This window comes from Okeania sp. SIO2F4, from assembly GCF_010672385.1.
Taxonomy (GTDB): Bacteria; Cyanobacteriota; Cyanobacteriia; order Cyanobacteriales; family Microcoleaceae; genus Trichodesmium.
In genome coordinates this window covers 11,746-32,269 of sequence record NZ_JAAHGT010000016.1, presented here as the reverse complement: position 1 = coordinate 32,269, position 20,524 = coordinate 11,746, and the positions used below count along the sequence as shown (strand labels likewise).

At 35.3% G+C, this 20,524-nt stretch carries 13 protein-coding genes and 2 pseudogenes; 6 read left to right on the top strand and 9 right to left on the bottom strand.

Going from position 1 to position 20,524, the window contains the following annotated elements; translation table 11 throughout:
- Window positions 1-20 precede the first annotated feature (20 nt).
- Window positions 21-1,034 (bottom strand): RNA-guided endonuclease TnpB family protein, encoded by a 1,014-nt coding sequence (locus F6K22_RS01500; protein ID WP_293092530.1) that lies wholly within the window; start codon window positions 1,032-1,034, stop codon window positions 21-23.
- A gap of 836 nt (window positions 1,035-1,870) precedes the next feature.
- Between F6K22_RS01500 and F6K22_RS01495 the strand changes: the two genes are divergently transcribed.
- The 5 genes and pseudogenes from F6K22_RS01495 to F6K22_RS01475 all read left to right on the top strand — a co-directional run.
- The gene (locus F6K22_RS01495; RefSeq protein ID WP_293092534.1) at window positions 1,871-2,251 is read left to right on the top strand and encodes a hypothetical protein; all 381 of its coding nucleotides are present in this window, start codon (window positions 1,871-1,873) and stop codon (window positions 2,249-2,251) included.
- Window positions 2,252-2,385: 134 nt separating this feature from the next.
- Window positions 2,386-3,060 (top strand): deoxyribonuclease V, encoded by a 675-nt coding sequence (gene nfi / locus F6K22_RS01490; RefSeq protein WP_293092528.1) that lies wholly within the window; start codon window positions 2,386-2,388, stop codon window positions 3,058-3,060.
- A 496-nt stretch (window positions 3,061-3,556) separates the two neighbouring features.
- Entirely contained in the window at window positions 3,557-4,702 is a 1,146-nt protein-coding gene (locus F6K22_RS01485) for a glycosyltransferase (RefSeq protein ID WP_293092526.1), read from the top strand.
- 209 nt (window positions 4,703-4,911) lie between these two features.
- Window positions 4,912-5,474, top strand: a pseudogene (locus F6K22_RS01480) (Uma2 family endonuclease).
- 97 nt (window positions 5,475-5,571) lie between these two features.
- Window positions 5,572-5,682 (top strand): annotated as a pseudogene (locus tag F6K22_RS01475) (element excision factor XisI family protein); the annotation flags it as partial.
- Between the two features lie 15 nt (window positions 5,683-5,697).
- Here F6K22_RS01475 and F6K22_RS01470 read toward each other — a convergent pair.
- The 5 genes from F6K22_RS01470 to F6K22_RS01450 all read right to left on the bottom strand — a co-directional run bounded on the left by F6K22_RS01470 (window position 5,698) and on the right by F6K22_RS01450 (window position 10,194).
- Window positions 5,698-5,853 carry an element excision factor XisI family protein gene (locus F6K22_RS01470; RefSeq protein WP_293092524.1) on the bottom strand — a complete coding sequence of 52 codons (156 nt, stop codon included), beginning with the start codon at window positions 5,851-5,853 and terminating at the stop codon, window positions 5,698-5,700.
- Window positions 5,854-5,937: 84 nt separating this feature from the next.
- Entirely contained in the window at window positions 5,938-7,677 is a 1,740-nt protein-coding gene (locus F6K22_RS01465) for a calcium-binding protein (RefSeq protein WP_293092522.1), read from the bottom strand.
- A gap of 116 nt (window positions 7,678-7,793) precedes the next feature.
- Complete coding sequence (locus F6K22_RS01460; RefSeq protein ID WP_293092532.1) at window positions 7,794-8,726, bottom strand: RNA-guided endonuclease InsQ/TnpB family protein; 933 nt, start codon at window positions 8,724-8,726, stop codon at window positions 7,794-7,796.
- 169 nt (window positions 8,727-8,895) lie between these two features.
- The gene (locus F6K22_RS01455) at window positions 8,896-9,711 is read right to left on the bottom strand and encodes a calcium-binding protein (RefSeq protein WP_293092520.1); all 816 of its coding nucleotides are present in this window, start codon (window positions 9,709-9,711) and stop codon (window positions 8,896-8,898) included.
- A 348-nt stretch (window positions 9,712-10,059) separates the two neighbouring features.
- Window positions 10,060-10,194, bottom strand: a complete 135-nt coding sequence (locus F6K22_RS01450) for a hypothetical protein (protein WP_293092518.1) — start codon at window positions 10,192-10,194, stop codon at window positions 10,060-10,062.
- Window positions 10,195-10,771: 577 nt separating this feature from the next.
- Here F6K22_RS01450 and F6K22_RS01445 point away from each other — a divergent pair.
- Window positions 10,772-11,053: a DUF3288 family protein gene (locus tag F6K22_RS01445; RefSeq protein WP_293092516.1), complete on the top strand. Its 282-nt coding sequence runs from the start codon at window positions 10,772-10,774 to the stop codon at window positions 11,051-11,053.
- Window positions 11,054-12,035: 982 nt separating this feature from the next.
- Here the strand turns inward: F6K22_RS01445 and F6K22_RS01440 are convergent.
- The 3 genes from F6K22_RS01440 to F6K22_RS01430 all read right to left on the bottom strand — a co-directional run bounded on the left by F6K22_RS01440 (window position 12,036) and on the right by F6K22_RS01430 (window position 20,482).
- Window positions 12,036-12,359, bottom strand: coding sequence for a hypothetical protein (locus F6K22_RS01440; RefSeq protein ID WP_293092514.1), 324 nt, complete (start codon window positions 12,357-12,359; stop codon window positions 12,036-12,038).
- 148 nt (window positions 12,360-12,507) lie between these two features.
- Window positions 12,508-13,248, bottom strand: a complete 741-nt coding sequence (locus F6K22_RS01435; RefSeq protein WP_293092512.1) for a class I SAM-dependent DNA methyltransferase — start codon at window positions 13,246-13,248, stop codon at window positions 12,508-12,510.
- Between the two features lie 1,102 nt (window positions 13,249-14,350).
- Window positions 14,351-20,482: a glycosyltransferase gene (locus tag F6K22_RS01430; protein ID WP_293092510.1), complete on the bottom strand. Its 6,132-nt coding sequence runs from the start codon at window positions 20,480-20,482 to the stop codon at window positions 14,351-14,353.
- Window positions 20,483-20,524: the final 42 nt, after the last annotated feature.

Here is a 20,524-nt window from a genome sequence, read left to right as displayed (position 1 = left end):
ACATACTCCACCGTTAACTGCTACGCAGTATAATGGGCGATTCTCAAACTCACATTTAAGATTTCCTGCTTCACGGATTCTTGACTAGGCAAAGCCCCCGTTAGACCATCTCCACAGGCATTTTCTAATACGCTATGCCCTAGCGCATTTTCTTTGACACCACGATTTCTGACGACTTGTGCTGCTGCTACATCTCTATGGGTTTTATATCCACATTCAGGACAATTATGTTCTCTCAAATCAAGGGTTTTCTTGCCTGTATGAAAACCACAATTAGGACATATTTGGGACGTGAAATTCTTGTCTACTTCAGCCACAAAAACATCTCTCTTCCATGCTACCCATTTAAGAATGGTCACAAATTGTCCAAAACCAGCATCTAGGCTGTGCTTAGACAGCATTCCTCTTCCCCATGACCGAAAATCAATATCTTCAAGAAAAATTGATTGCCCTTGGACACAAAGATGATGAGCTAACTTAAAATGCCAGTCTTTGCGAATATCAGAAATTCGCTGATGCAATCTTGATATTTTTTGGTTTAACTTATGCCGATTTTTTGACCCTTTCTTCTTATTCTTTAATCTACGTTGCAGCAATATCAATTTTTCCAGAGTTTCTTGTAAATAAATATTTTGCTGTTTTAAAGCTTTTTCAGCTAACTGGCGCTCAATTTCAGCTCCAGCTCGAGCTGCAAATATTTTTAAGATAGATTTTTGTTGTTCATAATTGTTTGTTAAAGGTTTAGTATCTAAACCTGCAATATGACCTAGATTTTTTCCATGACTATCTACAATAGCAATCCCTAAATAACTTTCCGCTTCTAATGTTAATAAATCTCGATCTTCTGGGAAAAGTTGTTGAACCGAATGGGGATAAATCTCTAGACCTGTTTGATAAACAGCACCACAAGGAGTTCCATCTAGATAGTATTGAAAGTTGGGTATAAATTTGTCTCCTGACCAAAAAGCCAACACCCTAACTTGTGGCTGAGGACTGTCTAAACATTCTGCAATGAATCCATATTTTATTTGCAAAACTTGAGAAAGGTATTGAGCACAAGCGTAAAAAAATTATTCGCCAATTTTAGATGCAATTCCCGCAACAATAAGTTTGAGATTATATTCAGAGTCAAAATTATCAGTTGTCATTACATTTATTGAAGATATCTAGTTCATTAATGGATATAGCAATTCCCAAAAAGCGTGAGGTACAAAATTTTAGGTTTGAGGGAATACTTAACTGGGAACACTTAACTGGGAATAAAAAGACAATAAAACAATAAAGATAACTGTACCTCACGAGCTTGGGAAACGCTATAATGAATAATGGATAATTACTTCTGGTTAAAACTGTACTTTATTGAATTATCAGGAAATATTTTTAATTGATAATGGATAGTGGATGATGAAAACTATCTCTAATTATCAATTGTCAATTATCCATTATACATTAGTAAAGAGAGGCAATAAAGCCGAATTGATTAATTATCAATTATCCATTATCCATTGGTAAGAATATACCTATAATAACTTATATAATTTGAGATTTTTTATGGAGAATATCTCTGTGCATAATTTTTGGATTTCCTGATTCTAAAAGCTGATTCCTTAACTTAGCTGTTAGCTCCGTATTCTGTAAGAAAACTCTTATTTTACTGGGCTTTCAGCAAATATTAAATCTCAGAAACAATAAGTTGCCAAACCTAAGTCTAACAAGGAACAGATCCTCTTAGTATTTACTTTATAGATCGGCTATAACAAGCTTTTTTTATCAGGTAGAATTTACCAAAAATTCTATACTTTTCTGAAATTTGCTATAATTCAAGGATTTAAAATTTTGTTGGATAATATAATTTAGATTTTAAAAAATGATACTTGAAGAAATCTTTCCCTTTAGATTGGCCATAGATGCAACAGCGATCGCAGGTGCATCTTTGTGGTCTTTAGCTTTATATTGGGGTTTTTCCCCTCTGAGTGAGTGGGTGACGTTACAGCTTAACCGTTGGTTTAATTTTGCGGAAAGAGCGTTGTATACATCCGAGGAAGAATTTGAAAGAACGCGCAAAGCGAGAGAATCTCAAAATGCTTTTTATGCTTCTATCTTTAGTATTGTGCCTTTTTTAATTGTAGGAAGTTTATGCAATTGGGGGGTAGAATTTGGTTTAGATAAAAGTTGGTCAATTAGTATTGGGATGATTACTTGTGTAATTTGCGGTGTTTATGAATTAGGAAGACGAGATAGTCAATCTTAATTACAAGGGAATAGGGAATAGGGAGTAGGGAAGAGGGGTCGGAGGATAGGAAACAAGTAAAAAATATTTATCCCCTCAACTTTACCTCATAAATTTGGAAATTGCCGTAGCTGAATTATCAAGCTCTATATATTATGAAAATAGACCAAAAGTTTCCTCTTCCAACTGATGTAGAAACGGCGATCGCTATGCAAGAAAAACTCCGTCATCAAGTAATAGCTGAAGACCAATTTGGAGCTATTAAATATGTGGCTGGAGTTGATGTTGGTTATAGTGATGATGATGGGATGACTCAAGCAGCAGTAGCAGTTTTAAATTTTCCAGAATTAGAATTGAAAGAACAAGCGATCGCTCAACGTCCTACTTCTTTTCCTTATATTCCTGGTTTATTATCTTTTAGAGAAATACCTGCTATTTTAGATGCTTTAGAAAAGTTAAATATTATTCCAGATATGCTTCTTTGTGACGGTCAAGGATTGATTCATCCCCGTAGATTTGGTGTGGCTTGTCATTTAGGAGTTTTAGTTAATATTCCTAGTATTGGTGTAGCTAAATCTCACTATATTGGGAAACACGATTCTGTTGGTTTAGAAAAAGGTAATTGGCAACCATTAATAGATGAAGAAGAAGTTATTGGTGCAGTTGTCAGAAGTCGTACTGGAGTTAAACCAATTTATGTTTCAACTGGTCATAAAATTAGTTTAAAAACTGCTATTAATTATGTCTTGAAATGTACTCCTAAATATCGGTTACCAGAAACAACTCGTTGGGCAGATAAATTAGCTTCTCATTCAACAATTAATAATTAATAATTAATAATTAATTATTAATTATTACCTCTCCTTAAAACGGATAGGATTAACGCGGTAGGGAAAATTTTTTGAAAGGAGAGGCTTTAAACCTTACAGCGCTTTCCGTTGTTATGAGGTATACCCATCGCGGGCAAGATACCCGCACTACAATATTTTTATCATTGACCCTGTACATCATTGCTCCGAAATTTGCTGTAATTATTCGGTAAAAAGGAAATTGTACAGTAAATTCCAGATTACAGTACTTTTCAGATTGATGAACCAGATTGTTACAACCAAAAACCTGTAGGGACAAATGGCCATTCGCCCCTACTGTGGTCTACCGATATGAAAACTGCTGTAATGTGGTACAGTTAACGGGCTAGATATTTTTTTCTTGTTCCCTATCCTGCTCGTGATCTTCTCTACTTGTTATTCCCTGTTCCCTATTCCCGATTCCCTAATTCTTATAAGATAAACATTTGTTCAATCCTTAAATATTTACAAGTCTACTGTGCAAATAAAATATGCTCTTGTTCACGAATGGTTAACACCTAAAGCAACTGGGGGTTCGGAACTGGTTATTAAGGAAATTCTCAAGCATATTAATGCAGATTTATATGCTTTAATTGATTTTGAGTCGAGCAATCCAGAAAGTTATCTTTATCAACGTAAAATAGGTAAAACATTTTTACAACATTTGCCTTTTGCTCGTAACGGAGTACAAAAATATTTACCTTTATTACCCATAGCAATTGAACAATTTGACTTGGGAGAATATGATGTAATTCTTTCTTCTTCTCATGCAGTTGCTAAAGGTATTCTGACGACACCTTATCAACTGCATATTTGTTATTGTCATACTCCTATGCGTTATGCTTGGGATTTAACTTTTGATTATTTAAATAGTAGTAAAGTTGGTAAAGGTATTCCTGGGATTTTCACTAAATATCTTTTACATAAACTCCGGGAATGGGATGTAATTTCTGCTAACCGAGTAGACTATTTTATTGCTAATTCTCAACATACTGCCCGAAGAATTTGGCGTTGTTATCGACGTCAAGCTGAGGTTATTTATCCGCCAGTAGATGTGGAAAAGTTTCCTTTTAAATCTCAGAAACAAGATTTTTATCTGACGGTTTGTAGATTAGTTAGCTACAAAAAAATCTCTTTAATTGTCAGAGCTTTTAATCAGTTAGGACGAGAATTAATAGTTATTGGTAGTGGGGGAGAATTAAATAAATTACGTCAGCTTGCTAAGTCTAATGTCAAAATTATGGGTTGGCAACCTGAAGAAGTAGTTGCTCAATATATGTCAGAAGCCAAATGTTTTATTTATGCTGCTTGTGAAGATTTTGGTATGGCTTTGGTAGAGGCACAAGCTTGTGGAACTCCTGTTATTGCTTATGGGATTGGTGGAGCGACTGAAACAGTTTTAGATATGGGAAAATATCCAGATTCGGCAACAGGTTTATTGTTTCCCGAACAAACAGAAAAAGCTTTAGTTGAAGCGGTGGAAAAATTTGAAAATTCTCAGGCGTATTTTCAGACAGAAATTATTAGAAAGCACGCCTGTAAATTTTCTCAAACAGTATTTCAAGAGCATTATTTAAATTTTGTGGAAAAGTGTTATGCAGAATTTAAAAGTGTTGGTATTTGAAGTCTGGTTATTACAGATAAATAGACCTCTTAGGAAAAGAGGGAGTAGGGGGCGATTCGCGAATCGCCCCTACAGAATTAGCGGGAAATAATTGATGATTTATACCCGATAATGAGCATGATTTTTGATTATCGGAGATATCTAATAGTATCAGAAACACTACTTATATTTGTCTAGCTATAATAGAACAAAATTAATAACAATTGACTATGAGAACTGTTTTAGATTTAAAACCATTAATTACATTAACAAAAGAAGATTTTTATCAACTCTGTCAAGTTAATCCAGAGGTATCATTAGAACTTAGTCGTAATGGAGAATTGATTATTATGTCGCCTGTAGGTGGAGAAAGTGGTAATCAAGAAGCTAATTTAATTGCTGATGTTATTAATTGGAACCGAAAACTCAGTTAGGATTTGTATTTAGCTCGTCAACAATATTTAATTTACCTGGTGGTGGTAGTCGCTCTCCTGATGTCTCATGGGTAAGACGAGAAAAATAGGAAACTCTAACTATTGATGAAAAGAAAAAATTTCCACCTATTTGTCCTGATTTTGTAATTGAATTACGCTCTCCTAGCAATACATTAAAACCTCTACAAGAAAAAATGAAAGAATATTTAGATTGCGGTTTAAGATTAGGATGGTTAATTAATCCTCAAGATGGCACGGTAGAAATTTATAGTCCTCAAAAAGCTGTGGAAATATTAACTTTACCTGTCTCTTTATCTGGAGAGGATATTTTACCTGGATTTAATTTATTGATCGAATAATATTTATTCTCTCTTTAGAAAAGAGGGAGTAGGGAGTAGGGAGTAAAGGGAAATAATTTATGTATCTGGTGGGATAATTGTTGTGGATAAAATTTAGATTCACGAAGATGGATTAGAGGATGGTATTGCTAATGATCTAGTTAATGCAGGTCTTCCAAAAAGTCAAATTGTTCTGGGTTTTCATCCGCCAGAAGTACGTCCTCACACAGAATTTGCAGTGAATTCATTCGGCGATCGCCTTTTCGGTACTATCATGTTGCACCCAGATTTTACCGTTAATAATATCGACATGAATACCACAACTATAAATTCGGGTATGGTTATTTTCCACAGTTTCTTGAGCGGTGAAATAAGCAAGTAGTAGGGACGTTGTATCCAACCTCCCTACATTAATTAAGGGTTTGTATTAGATATCTCCAAGAATGTTTAATTGCTGGAGATATCTAATGTGTAGTTTTCTTACCTACACTAGAGAAAGACTAGAGAAAACATTAAAGCCAAACTGATTTTCTAGAACTGCAATTACAGAACCATCAACCGATAATTCATTTGTTGAGGAATCAAAACTTACATCATTGACGCTACTGATACCATACACACTTTTATCGATCTCAATCACATCTCCTTCGGCATCACTAAAGTCGAGAATTCTGTCAATTCCACCAGTAGAAGTGTTTTTGTTGAAGACAAAGGTATCGTTTCCATAACCGCCAATTAATATGTCATCCTGGTTCATGCCTTCAAGTCGATCGCTTCCTTCTCCTCCTAGCATCACATCTTCGCCACCATTTCCTGTCAGAGTATCATTACCTTCACCAGCAGAAACATAATCTTCATATCCGAATGCCTTGAGACTGTCATTGCTCTCACTGCCGATGAGAACATCGACGACACGGTTTGCGCCAGTAAAGTCCTCTTTACCAATTAATTCAATATTTTTGAGGATAGTTGGTATATCAGAACTAGAGATATTGTTCAAAGTAGCAACTTGTTCGCCGGAAAAAGAAAGAGTCAGATCGCTACCAGAGAGATTGTAATCAAAGCTTATTTCTTGATTGCCAGATTCAAAATACTCTTTAATATCAACCTGAATTTTATCGACTTCATCATTGACGAAATCTACGGTGTAGTCTGTAATGGTATGATTTCCACCAGAGAGAACAAAGGTATCGTCACCACCATTTCCTGTTAGAGTATCGCTACCCATTGTTACTAACGGACTGTTGAGCTGAAGATCGTTACCGTCTTCATCTACCGAATAGTTGCCTATTCCAGTTGATAAGATGTTATCATTATTGTCTCCTTCAATATTGTCAGCATTATCGCTACCAACAATATTCTCAATACTGAACAATCTGTCTGTACCACCAAACCCATTACTGGCATTAGCAGAAGTACCATTGGAATCAGTAGTAGTGCTTGATAAGTCAACGCTAATAGCACTTGTAGAATGGATATATAATGCAGTATCTGAGTCATTGCCTCCATATATAAAGTTACTTCCACCACCGCCATAGAATATATCGTCACCATCAAATCCTCTTAATTCATCATCATCAGCGAGTTCAGGTGCAAATGATGTTCCTCCTAAATTATCCAATTGGTATCCAGCAATAACATCATCGTGGTTAGTTCCATACAAGTAGTCAGGAGTATTGCTACCCTGTAGATTCCACCCCGAATAAGCACCCAAAACCAGAAATTTATTACTTCCCAGGTTTTCTAAATCTGAGCTATCGATATCCAAGACAGTGCTACTTTCGGAACGTAGACTTGCTCCATTTGAATCAATGTAGATCGCGCTTTCTATCAGGGCAGTTTGTATAGCATCTTCAGCGTCATTGTCATATGCAGTGGAACTATCACCAAAAACAGTCCCCGCATTCTCCAACTCAAGATCGGCAAAAATCTGAGTGCTGTTTGAGTTGTTATATTTGAAAGAAAGAGTATTGTCTCCATTAGTATCATCTGAGATATATACATCTTGGTTTACAGGGATAATGACGACGTCTTCTCGGAAGTTGAAGTCAGCAATAGTAGCAGAAGCACCGCTATTTGGCCTATCCAGTGTCGATGTCTGACCATTCATTATTCCCTTGATACCATCAAAGATCATGGGAACAATTTCTTTAGCAATCTTAAATTGGGGAGCAAAAGCTGTGAATGCTAAGTCAGTGACATCCGTTCTACTAAACTTACCCAAACTTACCCAAACCTGATTGCATGAGTTTTGGAGCTAGCTTCCTGTTTCCCAGAAGACCACTGACCGCAGTCTGTAACTTATCTTCTCCACAGGCTTAAAATCGGTGAGAACTTCACCTACTTATTCACATAATTTTCTAGGTTGACAGCAGCATTAAAGTCTCTGTCCGCTTGAAATCCACAGTTAGCACAATTATAAGTTCTCTCATGCAAAGGCATTTTCTGTTGATGCCCACAACGAGAACATATTTGAGAACTGGGATAAAATCTAGGAGCTATCACTAGCTGGCTTTCATAACACTCGCACTTGTATGTAAGTTGACGCTTGAACTCATAAAAGCCACAATCTGCTATCGCACTTGCTAATTTATGATTTTTGAGCATTCCACTTACATTCAAATCTTCTATCACTATGGTGCTGTGGTTTTTAGCTAACCATGTTGTTAGTTTATGTAGTGCATCTACTCTGATATCAGCAACTTTTTTGTGAGTCTTGGCTAGTTTTTTTACGGCTTTGGCTCTGTTTTTGCTACCAGGCTCTTTTTTCTGGACACGCCGTTGATAACGACTTAGTCGTTTTTTTGCTTGTTTGTAGGCTTTGACGTTACCGTAGGTTGTTCCATCGCTACAAGTTGCTAGGGCATTTATACCTACATCTACACCGATAATAGTCCGTTTTTTAGTCAGAGGTTTGGGCTGACATTCATCATACTTAAAACTAATGTACCAGTCACCTGCCCGCTTGGATATTCTCACATTTTTGACTGGTACAGATGGTAAGATTTCATAAGTTTTTACTATTCCTATTCTTGGTAGTTTGATGTAGTTTCCTCTCAGTATATGAATACTTCCTTCTAAATAGAAACTATCTTTTTTCCCTTTTTTCTTAAAGACCGGAAACCCACATTTAGGAATAGTTAAAAAGTTCTTAAATGCTCTTTCTAAATCTCTTAAAGCTTGTTGAGGGGCGCATTTTGATACTTCATAGTACCAGGAATTTTCGCTTTTTACTTCCCTCACCAAACGTTTATGTAAAGTGATAGCACTCAGTCGTTTTTTGTTTGATTCATATTCAGTAATGCAAGTTGCTAATCCCCAATTATAAGCAGTCAGGGGCTACACCTGCGTGTTTGGCAAGTATGGTTTTTTGTTTATTATTAACTTTTAATTTAGTCTTGATTGATTGCATTTCAATTGCTCGGCCACCTCTTTTAAGAGTTTAATAAGTTAAACATAAATCTAGTATATCACAGAGTATTTGTCTATTTATGTTTAACGCATGTCCAGTTATTTTAATACTGTTGATAACCCCTGCCATACTCAAACCGAGGTTCGCCCAGTCTACGTTAAGACCGCCACCAGTAGTATCGGCAGCTTCACCAAGGAAAAAGGTATCTGCACCGTTACCACCGTCTAGAACATCACTAGCTCCATCACCGAGTTCACCACTGTAGAGTAAATCTGCACCGTCTTCTCCATAGAGAGAATCATTACCATCCTGCCCAAACAAAATATCATGGCTATTTCCACCATACATCAGGTCGGTACCATCTCCACCATACATTAGGTCCATACCATTTCCACCATGGAGGCTATCACTTCCGGCTCCACCGTAGAGGGTATCGTGACCAGTTCCCCCGAAAAGCATATCTTTTCCAGCATCTCTATTAGTGACGGTAAAATTGGCATAGTTAATACTATATCCATTATCACTATTTGGATTTGTGGTTTCATCACCACCATAGAGCACATCGTTATCACTTCCCCCATAAAGAGTATCGTTTTCACCACGTCCTATTAATGTGTCCGCACCTCCGTTACCCCATATCTGATCTTCGCGATGCCAGGTATAGTTCTGATTACTGAGTGTAGCGACTCTAAAATATGAACTTGTTTTTGTTTTTCCTTGAATATAGTTGTCGTTGTTATTACCAGTTTGTATTTCTGTACCAGGATTACCATTCCATCCCATTGTTCTTTTCTCCTTTGTGTTTAATTTGTTTCTGTAGGAAGAGGTTGTTCTCTTTCCTTTCATGTCTATTATTATTAACTGAATTTTTGGAAGAAACAATACATAAAAGTTCAGGAAAATTCAGGAAATTTCCACCTGAATAAAACTGAATAAAACTGAATAAAACTGAATATTTTGGGGCATAATCTGAAGATTGGACTAAAGTTGGACTAATTTTTCAGGATTTTTTTCAGAAAAGTTCAGTTTTATTCAGGAAAGTTCAGGTTTTTTTAGGACTGAGATAATACTGCATATATATAGTGTATAATCTCTAGTTTCGTAAATTCTGTGATTCAGGAAAGCTAGCGATAGAAATCTGTTGCGCTTTCCTACGGAATGCTATACAAACGCGATCGCCAATTTCTTCAGCATTCAACCGATTGTTATAGTTTCACTTACTTGAGAAAGTTCCTCCTTTTCTGTTGCCAATATATAATTTTGCGATCGCGTCCTTGCTGTCGTCATGTTACACCGAGATTTTTGTATATATAGAACCCATTTAGTCACATTTAACTTCTACAGAACTTACGCATGAGGTATGAAAAACTAGGATTTGAGATTGCTTCCCTGTCGGTCGTAATGAGGAAAATACGTTGTATTGCATAAGTCCTATTCTAACTTCTGACTTCAGCTAACCTTGGGCGAATTCTGTATACTTTCTGAGATTAGGTGGATGATATGCATCAGTTATCAGCAATTAATAATGAAAAATTACTGCTAGGTTTAAGGAAGGGTAGTTCGGCAGTAATTTTTATCTTCTCTCAATTTATAAATTGCTTTTCCCCCTTTTGTTTCTTCTTTGTTGTTTAGTCATCAAAAAGTAGTTTAGCCAAATTTTTTTTCCTTATTATAGCAAGCTATAAAAAAGAATGTTAGGAAGAATAATGGCGATAAAAATATTTTACAGGAGATGTACATTTGACTAAAAAAATAAATTCTGAACTCAGAATGGTATCGAAGCTATTCATTATGATTATTGACTCGTTTATCCTGAATCCTAAAAAATCCACTAGTTATTTGTAGCAAACATTTATTAAACCGGTATTACTTATTACTTATTCCTTCTTACTTCTTCCTTATTTTTATGAAATCAGAAGAACAACAGCACCCCCAATATCATAAAGATAGACAAATAGTTAATATTCTATTAGCAGAAAAAAATACTGACTATAACTTAGCAGAATTGGCAAGATTGAAAATTCGTTATCGAGGTTTTCCTGGGGCAAAAGATATTCAGGAAGACTTAGAGAAACTATTAGCAAAGTGGGAACTTACTGAAGAAAAGCTCTATGCAAAAACTCGTGACATTCATCGCAAAGGTCAGGTTTATAAAAAACACAATAACGACCAAGAAGATTGGTTTTAGAGATTTTTTATAATTAGGGCTTACCGATCAAATATTAAAGCATTAACATATAAAGGTTTGAGCTTTTTTATGGTCGAAAAAAGTTCGCCTGTTTCAGTTGAAAATGCTCAAAAAGTTAGCATTTTGGATATACAAGGACAAAAAATTACTCCCCTACTCCCCTACTCCTTAAAAATACTTTTTCAGCAAACCCTAATTATTTGGTAGAGTGGTGAAATTTTGATTTATCTGTTTAAATGGGGTAGTGATTTATAAGTAGTGATATCTGCTCGAAAAAGTTAAGTAGGTAAGTAAATACTATTCTTTTAAAACCTAAAATTGGAGACCTTTTCTTTTCCCTGTTCCCTACTTCGACTATAAATCACTAGATCTATAAGACTACCTAAATAGTAAATCTTATCATATTTACCGAATAATTAATAATTATTAATTATTAATTAAATAATTCAGCTTGATTAGCCTCCCCTTTCAAGGGGAAAAAGCGGTCCAGGGATGGCGAGGTTTCCCGCTCTTTCAGAGTCGCGAACGCTTTTTCCTGACGGAATGCTGCCTCTTGCAGAGGAGCTGCGTCTTGCTACGGTAGCTCTCGCTAACGCTAACGCAAACATGTCGCGCAGCGTTAACGCGCGTTGTGCGGAACGCTAAACACCATATCCAATCGACCAAGAAAATAAATAATATTTCCTTATATTCAATTCCGTTGGGGTTTTAACCAGAGGTAATTATCAATTATCAATTATCCATTATCCATTATCCATTAATGAACTACTTTATCTAGACCAAACTAATCATTAAAATGAAGCTGTTTAGTAATAACATTAACTGGAGGGGAGCAATAAACACATAATTCATTAGTAATTTCAACAGCTTCTTGAGGATTTTTATCTAAATACATTGCTGTTAAAGCAAAATGTTCTCCAGCACCAATAGCTGCAAATTCGTTGATTTTTTCTACTAAATAACTATCGCAAATGCGGAAAATTTATCCCTCAATTCCAATTAAATAATCATTTCTCTTAGAAAAAGAATCATCTTTAGATTTAGCCCAAGTGTAAAACTCAACAATGAAATCTAAAACAGCTTCTACAGTTGGCGCTGCTGGTTTATGATTTCTGGCAAAAATCTGCATAAAACTTAATTCCATAATCAAACCAACACTACCAATAACTAAACCATTAACTTCAAAAAGTTTACCTTGTTCGTCTCCAGTTACACGATGAGTTTCCTTTAAATGACCGGAAACCCGAATACTATCAGAAGCAAACATTAAGCGATCTGAATATTTTCTGGCTGCAACAAAACTCATAATATTTAATTAAATTTACTCAAATTAATCTCTACTATGTTAACAGAAATATCCAGGGTAAGTTGGAGATAAGCATTCAGCTATCTTTTATGGAGATGTCTATTCTCCAAACCATCTTCCCTACTCCCTACTCCCTACTCCCTATTCCCTATTTTTTGCGATAAACATGAAACTTTTGGCTTTCATGGATGCTAACAAAACTAAATCCAGCTTGTGCCATAATTTCTTCTTTTTTCCATTGCTTAATGTAATTTAACTTAAGTTTTTGTTGAGCTAATATTTCCCCATCTTTCTTAAAAAAATAACTTTTCTCAATAGATTCAATTTCATCATTTTCGGCAATTTTTTCTATCTCCTGAGAATAAACAATTCCTGTAGGGAGATTTTGTTGATGACTTTTATGTTCTCCTTGAACACTCAACAGAAATAATCCATCTTGACGCAGATGTTTAGCAACATTAATTAATCCCTTAATATCCTCATCAATATCCTTAGTATGATTTCTTAAGTCAGTCCGATCGCCTCGTTGACTTATTACCCAAACTCCTCTACTAGAAACAGCAATATCAAAATTTTCTTGGAGGTTCATATCATAGATATCTGCTTCGACTAATTTTCCCCATTCTCCCAATCTTTTTCTGGCAATGTTGAGCATTGATGAACTAATATCTACTCCTGTAAATTCAGCCTGGGGAGCAAGTGGCAATAATTTTTCAGCAAATAATCCTGTTCCTACACCTAATTCTAGTATTTTTTTCTGACCATCTTTCATCAAAGAATAGACTGCATTAGCCATTCCTTGATAATCATAATTGCCTTGAGTCATCAAAAGATCGTAATAATTAGTAAAACTATCGTAATAATCAGCGATATTGGTATATTTATTCATAGTTAATTTTGCAGAAGCAAAGTACAGTCCCTAATAAATAAGTTAGGTTTCAGTAACTATACCACGATAATTTGATTTAAAAATTTTTATCAATAAACCAGTTATTTCTTTTCTAAATTTGACACAACTATTGAACTAAAGATTCATCGGATTGGTAAATATTGCCAATCTTCCAAAACTAAATGCAAATTTTCTAGAGCAGAATACAGTTTATTCTTAATAATGCAAATAATTATACCATTTTGAAAAAACAATGTTACGAATAGTAAGGGGGATAAAAATATTTTACAGCAAATGCCCCTTTGATAAAGCGGTGCGACCCCGCGCCGTCTCACGGCGCAAGGGAACGCGTACCAAGAGAAAAAGATGATTTACGAACTAAAAAATGGTATTTAAACTATTCATTATGCCGACTGACTTCTGACTCCTAACTCCTAAAAATTCCCCTAGATATTTGTAGCAAACATTTATCACGCTTGGTATTAGTTCCTGCCAAAGGAGGGTTAGGGGAGATAAAATTAGATGAACTTCAGAGAGAATTTGTATAAGACTAAATATGGATACAATTATTTGATTATCTGTTTAATTTTTTGCGATTAACACGAAATTTTTGGCTTTCATGGAAACTAACAAAACTCAATCCAACTTGTTCCATAATTTCTTCTTTTTTCCATTGCTTAATATAATTCAAGTTAAGTTTTTGTTGAGCTAATATTTATCCGTCTTTCTGAAAAAATAAGTTTGATCAATGGATTCAATTTCATCATTTTCGGCAATTTTTTCTATCTCCTGAGAATAAATAATTCCTGTCCGGATATTTTGTTCATAACTTTATAGGTTAGCTATGCTTCATTAATGGATAATTACCTCTGGTTAAAACCGTGAGGGAATTGAATATAAGGAAATTCAAGAGCACTTTTTTTCTATTGAAATAGAAGGCTTTGTACCTTTATTTTTCGGTAATTATAAATACCTGTAAATAAAGAATTAATTTAATATTTGCACGAGGTAGGGAAGAGGCAAAAGGAATATCCTTGATTAGTAAATGCACAAATAATTTTATCCATCTATTTAGGGGGATAATTTGATTGAAAAACCATGCTCAATTTCCCGCAAACTTTTGATAATCTTCGAGTAACCATTGAGGCAATTTAGTTATATCTTCTATTCGCAATTGCTCTGGAAGACAATATAACATTGCAGCTAATAAATAATTTATGGCTTTCGGCGCTTCTATTCCTTGAGAAAGTTGGGTAGCTAACTCTTGTAAAAATTCCTGTTCGTGTTCTATTAAAGATTCATTTTGAATCTGACTATTGAGTAATGTTTGATAACCTTTACCCATCTCACCCAAGTAAAAATTTTCTAGTTTTTGCGGTTCTAAATTTATCCAAAAATCAGCCATTTTTTTTCTCAGTTGACGCAAGTCTTTAACAACAGATTCATCAGAGGGATCTATATAATAAAGATTCACACTACCTAATAATTGATTCAGAAACTTTTGGTTGGCAGAATCTAAATTATCTGTCTTATTTTCTGTTAAAACTACATTCTTTTCAGTTTCAGCTTCAGCAGGTTGTGGGGGTTTGGAGACCAAACCTCTACCAATAGAATCTTCTAATAAATGAGGCGACTTAGTTTGAAAAGCTTTTTCCAACTTCTCTGCAACTTCTCTACTTTCAAATACCTGTTTATAATCATTAATTAACCACCGAGGCAAACGATTTTTAGCATCTCGGACTAACATTTTACCAGGAGGAAAATATAGCATTCCTCCTAAAAGTGCATTAATAGCTTTAGGATTAGTTAAACCCATACTTGTATCAGCTAATTCTTTGAGAGATTTCTCTTCTTCTTCTGTTTGAGGTTCGTTTTGAATCCCACTTGCTAATAATTCTAGATACGCTTGTTTAATTTGACCTTGATAAATAGTTTCTAATTCTTTTGGAGGTACATCCAACCAAAAATTAGCTATTTGTTTACGAATTTGACGTAATTCTTCGATTAATGATTGGTCAGTGGGATCAATTTTATAGAGATTTACACAACCTACTAAACGATTGATAAATTCAGAAGTCAGAGAATTATTATTTTGAGATTCTATAGTTTTTGGTGAATGAATATTTTTCCATTCTTGGAATAATTCTTGCAATAATTGACCTATCTCCCCGGAGTAACTACGACTGTCTAAAAATGAAGGATTTTGCTGCATTTTTTCCCTAATTTCTTGCTGCTTTTGTTGGCGAAATTCTAAATTATTGGCAAGCTTAATAGCTAGATTAATATATTCTGCTTCGCTCTGAACTATTAGGTCAGGAATAGAAAGGGATCGCAATAATGCACTACCCATCAAAGAGCGGAATGAATTCCCATTTTTTGTCACTATTGGGATACCTATTTCTAATGGTTCTATGAGAGAATTTACTCCAGCAAATGGATAAGAATCTAAATAGACATCACATAATTTCAAACATTCTTTGATATCTGACCGACTTGGTAATGTTTTAATAACAATTAATCGTTTTTTCTCAATACCATGTTTTTCAAATATAGAGCGCATATCATTAACAAAATGAGTAGCAGCTTGATAACTATTAGTCCAGTTAGGATTAAAGGGATATAAAACTAGAACAGAATCTGGCACAGCAGCAATAATTTTGGCCCAAGTTTCTCTCAGTTCAGGAATAATTTTATAAAAATTAGCTCCAGAAACAAATACAATATTTTTTTCGCTTACTCTCCAACTTTCTCTACTTGGTTTAACAACTGGTTTTTCTGGTTCAGTTGCATAGTAATTAAAACAATGAGCTGCCCCTTTTAAGGTAATTAATTTTTCCTGATATTGTTGTTGAGCTTCCTCTTGAGGTTCTGTTAATTTTCCAGAAATATAGTAATCAATATGTCTCATTCCTGTTGTGACGCAAGAGGAAGTTGAAGTTACTTGAATTCGCGCTAGTCGATGCAAAGCAAGTAAGGTAATAGGATTAGTAATAGCAGTAACATTAGTACCAATTAAAAGTATATCTAAATCATCATTACGAATAGTTTCTACTTGACTAATCAAGTTGTCTGGTAATTTGATAAATTGCTCGGCGCAACCTTGACAATATTTTTCTAGGGGATATTCACTGATATTTTTGGCATATAAAATAATCTCAAATTTAGTTCTGTCTAAATGTTCAAAAAATGGCAGAGTAGAAAATGTTTCTGTTTGAGGAATAAAGTGACTACTGAGAACTCCTAAACGAATTTTATTTCGATAAGCAGGTCGCTCCGGAAATACATAATCGAGATTAAACCCTCGACTTTGTAATCCTAGTTCCATTATTTCTGCACGTTTTATATATATGTCTTTGAGATTTTCAGAATTAAAGTAGAGAGGAATAAAATTAGATTTATGGGCGACAAACCAAGCTATATCTTGCCAGATTTTTGAATCGGAGTTACTGAAGATTCTTTGATGTAAATAATTAATCGAGTCGAGAGTATAACGGTAATATTTATCTGCTTCTCCTATTTCTTGAAAGTAGCTAGGAGCATCAATCATAAATTTCATGTAGTCATTAACAAACCACTTGGGAATAGGCGCTTCTACAAACCATTTTGGCGAGAATTGATGGGGATAATAATATAGAGTTGAAGCTAAAAGATATTGAATAGAATTTTGTCGATCTAATCCTTGAGAAATATGAGTTGCTATTTGCTCAACAAATGATTTTTCTGTATCTAAAATTTTTTCATATTTAATATTACTGGCAATTAACTTTTGATTAGCTCTACCCATATCCCCCAAATAAGAACTTTCTAATTTTTCTGTGGGTAAGTTTAGCCAATAATTAGCAATTTGTAGCCGGAGTTGACGTAGATTATCTAAAACTGACTTTTTAGAATTATCTTTTTGATATTCCTGCACATATTTAGAAACTTCAGATAAAACTTGATTTACATCTATTTGTAAAGTGGTATCTGAAGTAATAAACAGAGAAATTATCCCCTCTTTTACTTGAGAAGAATGACTACATTTTAAAGCTTCCTGAATTTGAGCGATCGCTACTTCTGCTTTTCCCACACTCAACATTTGTTGTGCTGTTTTAGTAGCAGAAATAGCATAATGTTCTCTAGCTCGATCAGACAATTTTTTAGATATTTCTTTTGGCAGATAAGACTCAGAAATTTCGATGGCTTTACGAGTATCAGAAATATTACCGCCAAACTTAATTAACCGGGAAGTTTCCGATGTTGAATGTAAACGATAAGAAGCAAGAGTTTGAGGTTCATAACTAACAGGATAATAAGCAGCAATACGTTTCCACATTTCCCAATCTGCTGCCGACTTTGCTGACAAACAAAATCCTCCTAATTTCTCATAAACGCTACGTTTTACAACTATTGAAGCGCATTGTATTCTCTGCATAAAAGAAATTTTTTCTAACCAGTTAGGAATAATACCCGGAGTTTCTTTTTCCAATGGAGAGACCATCTTTTGATTATTATTTTCATCTATATAATAATGACGACAAAATGCAGCTCCTACTTCTGGTTGTTTTTTCAATAAATTTTTCAAGCTGCCATAAAAACCAAGTAATACTAAATCATCTTGATGAAGAATATGAACCCAGTGACCAGACGCTCGTTTAATACAATCATTCCAGTTAGCAACTAATCCTAAATTTTCAGGTTGACGATAATAGGAAATCCTACCCTGACCGATTTTTTTAACAACCGCTTCTACATCAACTTGAGTTGAACAGTCATCAACAACTTCTATCTGCATTTCATTAATATTTTCTGCTTGCTGCAAAACAGACTTTAAAGTTTTTTCTAAAGTTGATGTGGGATTATAAGTGGGAATCATTACAGACCAAAAAGGTCGATTTTTCACTTCAGAAAGTGGTGATATTTGTGGATATCGAACTGGTAGATTTGTCATAGTAAATGATTTTGATTTAAGTCGATTTAGTTCTGTAATGAAAGAGCTTTGATATTTAGACAATATTTGTTCTGACCAAGTTACTTCCTGCTGACTATACAACTGAGAGTGGAGATAAATAATTATAGCTTTATGAACTGCCAAATTAACTGAATTTTGATGTAGCTTTTGTTGACGGGAACCGACAGGATGTTGTCTGTAATAAAGATAAGGTTTTCCCAGTCGATAACCTAACCAACCTTTTTGATATGCGGAAATCCAAAATTCCCAATCTTCCCAACCATCTTTCATTACTGTTTTAAATCCACCAACTTGCTGATAAATTTCTCTTCTAAATAGAGATGTAACTGGAGCTTGATTTTCACTTAAAAAACGTTTGACATTAAAATCTCCGTAACTTTCTAGTTTCTCCTCAAAGCCAAATTTTTGAATATCCGTATAAACAAAACCTACCTGTGGATTTGTTTGTAAGACAGCTAAAGTTTCTGTAATAAAATTAGGATGAATTTTGTCGTCCGCATCGACAAAGAGAATAAATTTACCGGAACTACTATCTACTCCTGTATTTCTCGAATCTGGCACCCCAGTATTTTCTTTTTCTATCAAACGGAGATTTTTTTCTGGATATTTTTCGGCTAAATTTATAGCCACTTGAGATGTTGGGTCAAGACTACCATCATTGATAATTAAACATTCCCAATTTTGGTAAGTTTGCTTAACTATACTTTCTACAGCTTCCGTTAAATATTGTGCCTGGTTATAACAAAGAATTATTACTGAAACCAATTCAGAAGCAGCATCTCTAGATTTCTCCTCCGAGTCTAACTCGAAATTTCGGCGCGGGAATTTTTCAGTTCCCTCTCCAGAGAAATTGGTTAATTCAGAAGTAGCATCTCTAAATTTCTCCACCGAGTCTGAGTGGAAATTTCGGCGCGGTAATTTTTCAGTTCCCCCTTCTGGAAAATTGGTTAATTCTGAAGTAGCGTCTCTAAATTTTTCCACCGAGTCTGACTGGAAATTTCTGAGTGGGAATTTTTCAGATCCCCCCCCGGATAAACTTGTTAATTCTGAAGTAGCATCTCTAGATTTCTCCTCCGAGTCTAACTCGAAATTTCCGACTGAGAATTTTTCAGTTCCCTCTCGAGGGAAATTGATTAATTCCGAAGCAGCATCTCTGGATTTCTCCACCGAGTCTGAGTGGAAATTTCGGCGCGGTAATTTTTCAGTTCCCCCTTCTGGAAAATTGGTTAATTCTGAAGTAGCATCTCTAAATTTTTCCACCGAGTCTGACTCGAAATTTATGACTGGGAATTTTTCAGTTTCCTCTCCACAAAAATTAGTTGATTGAGAAGTAGCATCTCTAGATTTCTCCACCGAGTCTGAGTGGAAATTTCGGCGCGGGAATTGTTCAGTTCCCCCTTCTGGGAAATTGGTTAATTCGGAAGTAGCGTCTCTAGATTTTTCCACCGAGTCTGAGTGGAAATTTCGGCGCGAGAATTGTTCAGTTCCTCCTTCTGGGAAATTGGTTAATTCCTCAGTCGCATCTCTAAATTTCTCCTCCGAGTCTAACTCGAAATTTCCGACTGAGAATTTTTCAGTTCCCTCTCCAGGGAAATTGATTAATTCCGAAGCAGCATCTCTAGATTTCTCCTCCGAGTTTGACTCCAAATTTCGGCGCGGTAATTTTTCAGTTCCCCCTTCTGGAAAATTGGTTAATTCTGAAGTAGCGTCTCTAAATTTTTCCACCGAGTCTGACTCGAAATTTATGACTGGGAATTTTTCAGCTCTCCCCCCGGATAAACTTGTTAATTCGGAAGTAGCATCTCTAAATTTCTCCACCGAGTCCGACTCCCAATTTCGGCGCGGTAATTTTTCAGTTCCCCCTTCTGAAAAATTAGTTGATTGAGAAGTAGCATCTCTAAATTTCTCCACCGAGTCCGACTCCCAATTTCGGCGCGGGAATTTTTCAGTTTCCTCTCCAGAAAAATTAGTTGATTGAGAAGTAGCATCTCTAGATTTCTCCACCGAGTCCGACTCCCAATTTCGGCGCGGGAATTTTTCACTTCCTCCTTCTGGGAAATTGGTTAATTCGGAAGTAGCGTCTCTAAATTTCTCCACCGAGTCCGACTCCCAATTTCGGCGCGGTAATTTTTCAGTTCCCCCTTCTGAAAAATTAGTTGATTGAGAAGTAGCATCTCTAAATTTCTCCACCGAGTCCGACTCCCAATTTCGGCGCGGGAATTTTTCAGTTTCCTCTCCAGAAAAATTAGTTGATTGAGAAGTAGCATCTCTAGATTTCTCCACCGAGTCCGACTCCCAATTTCGGCGCGGGAATTTTTCACTTCC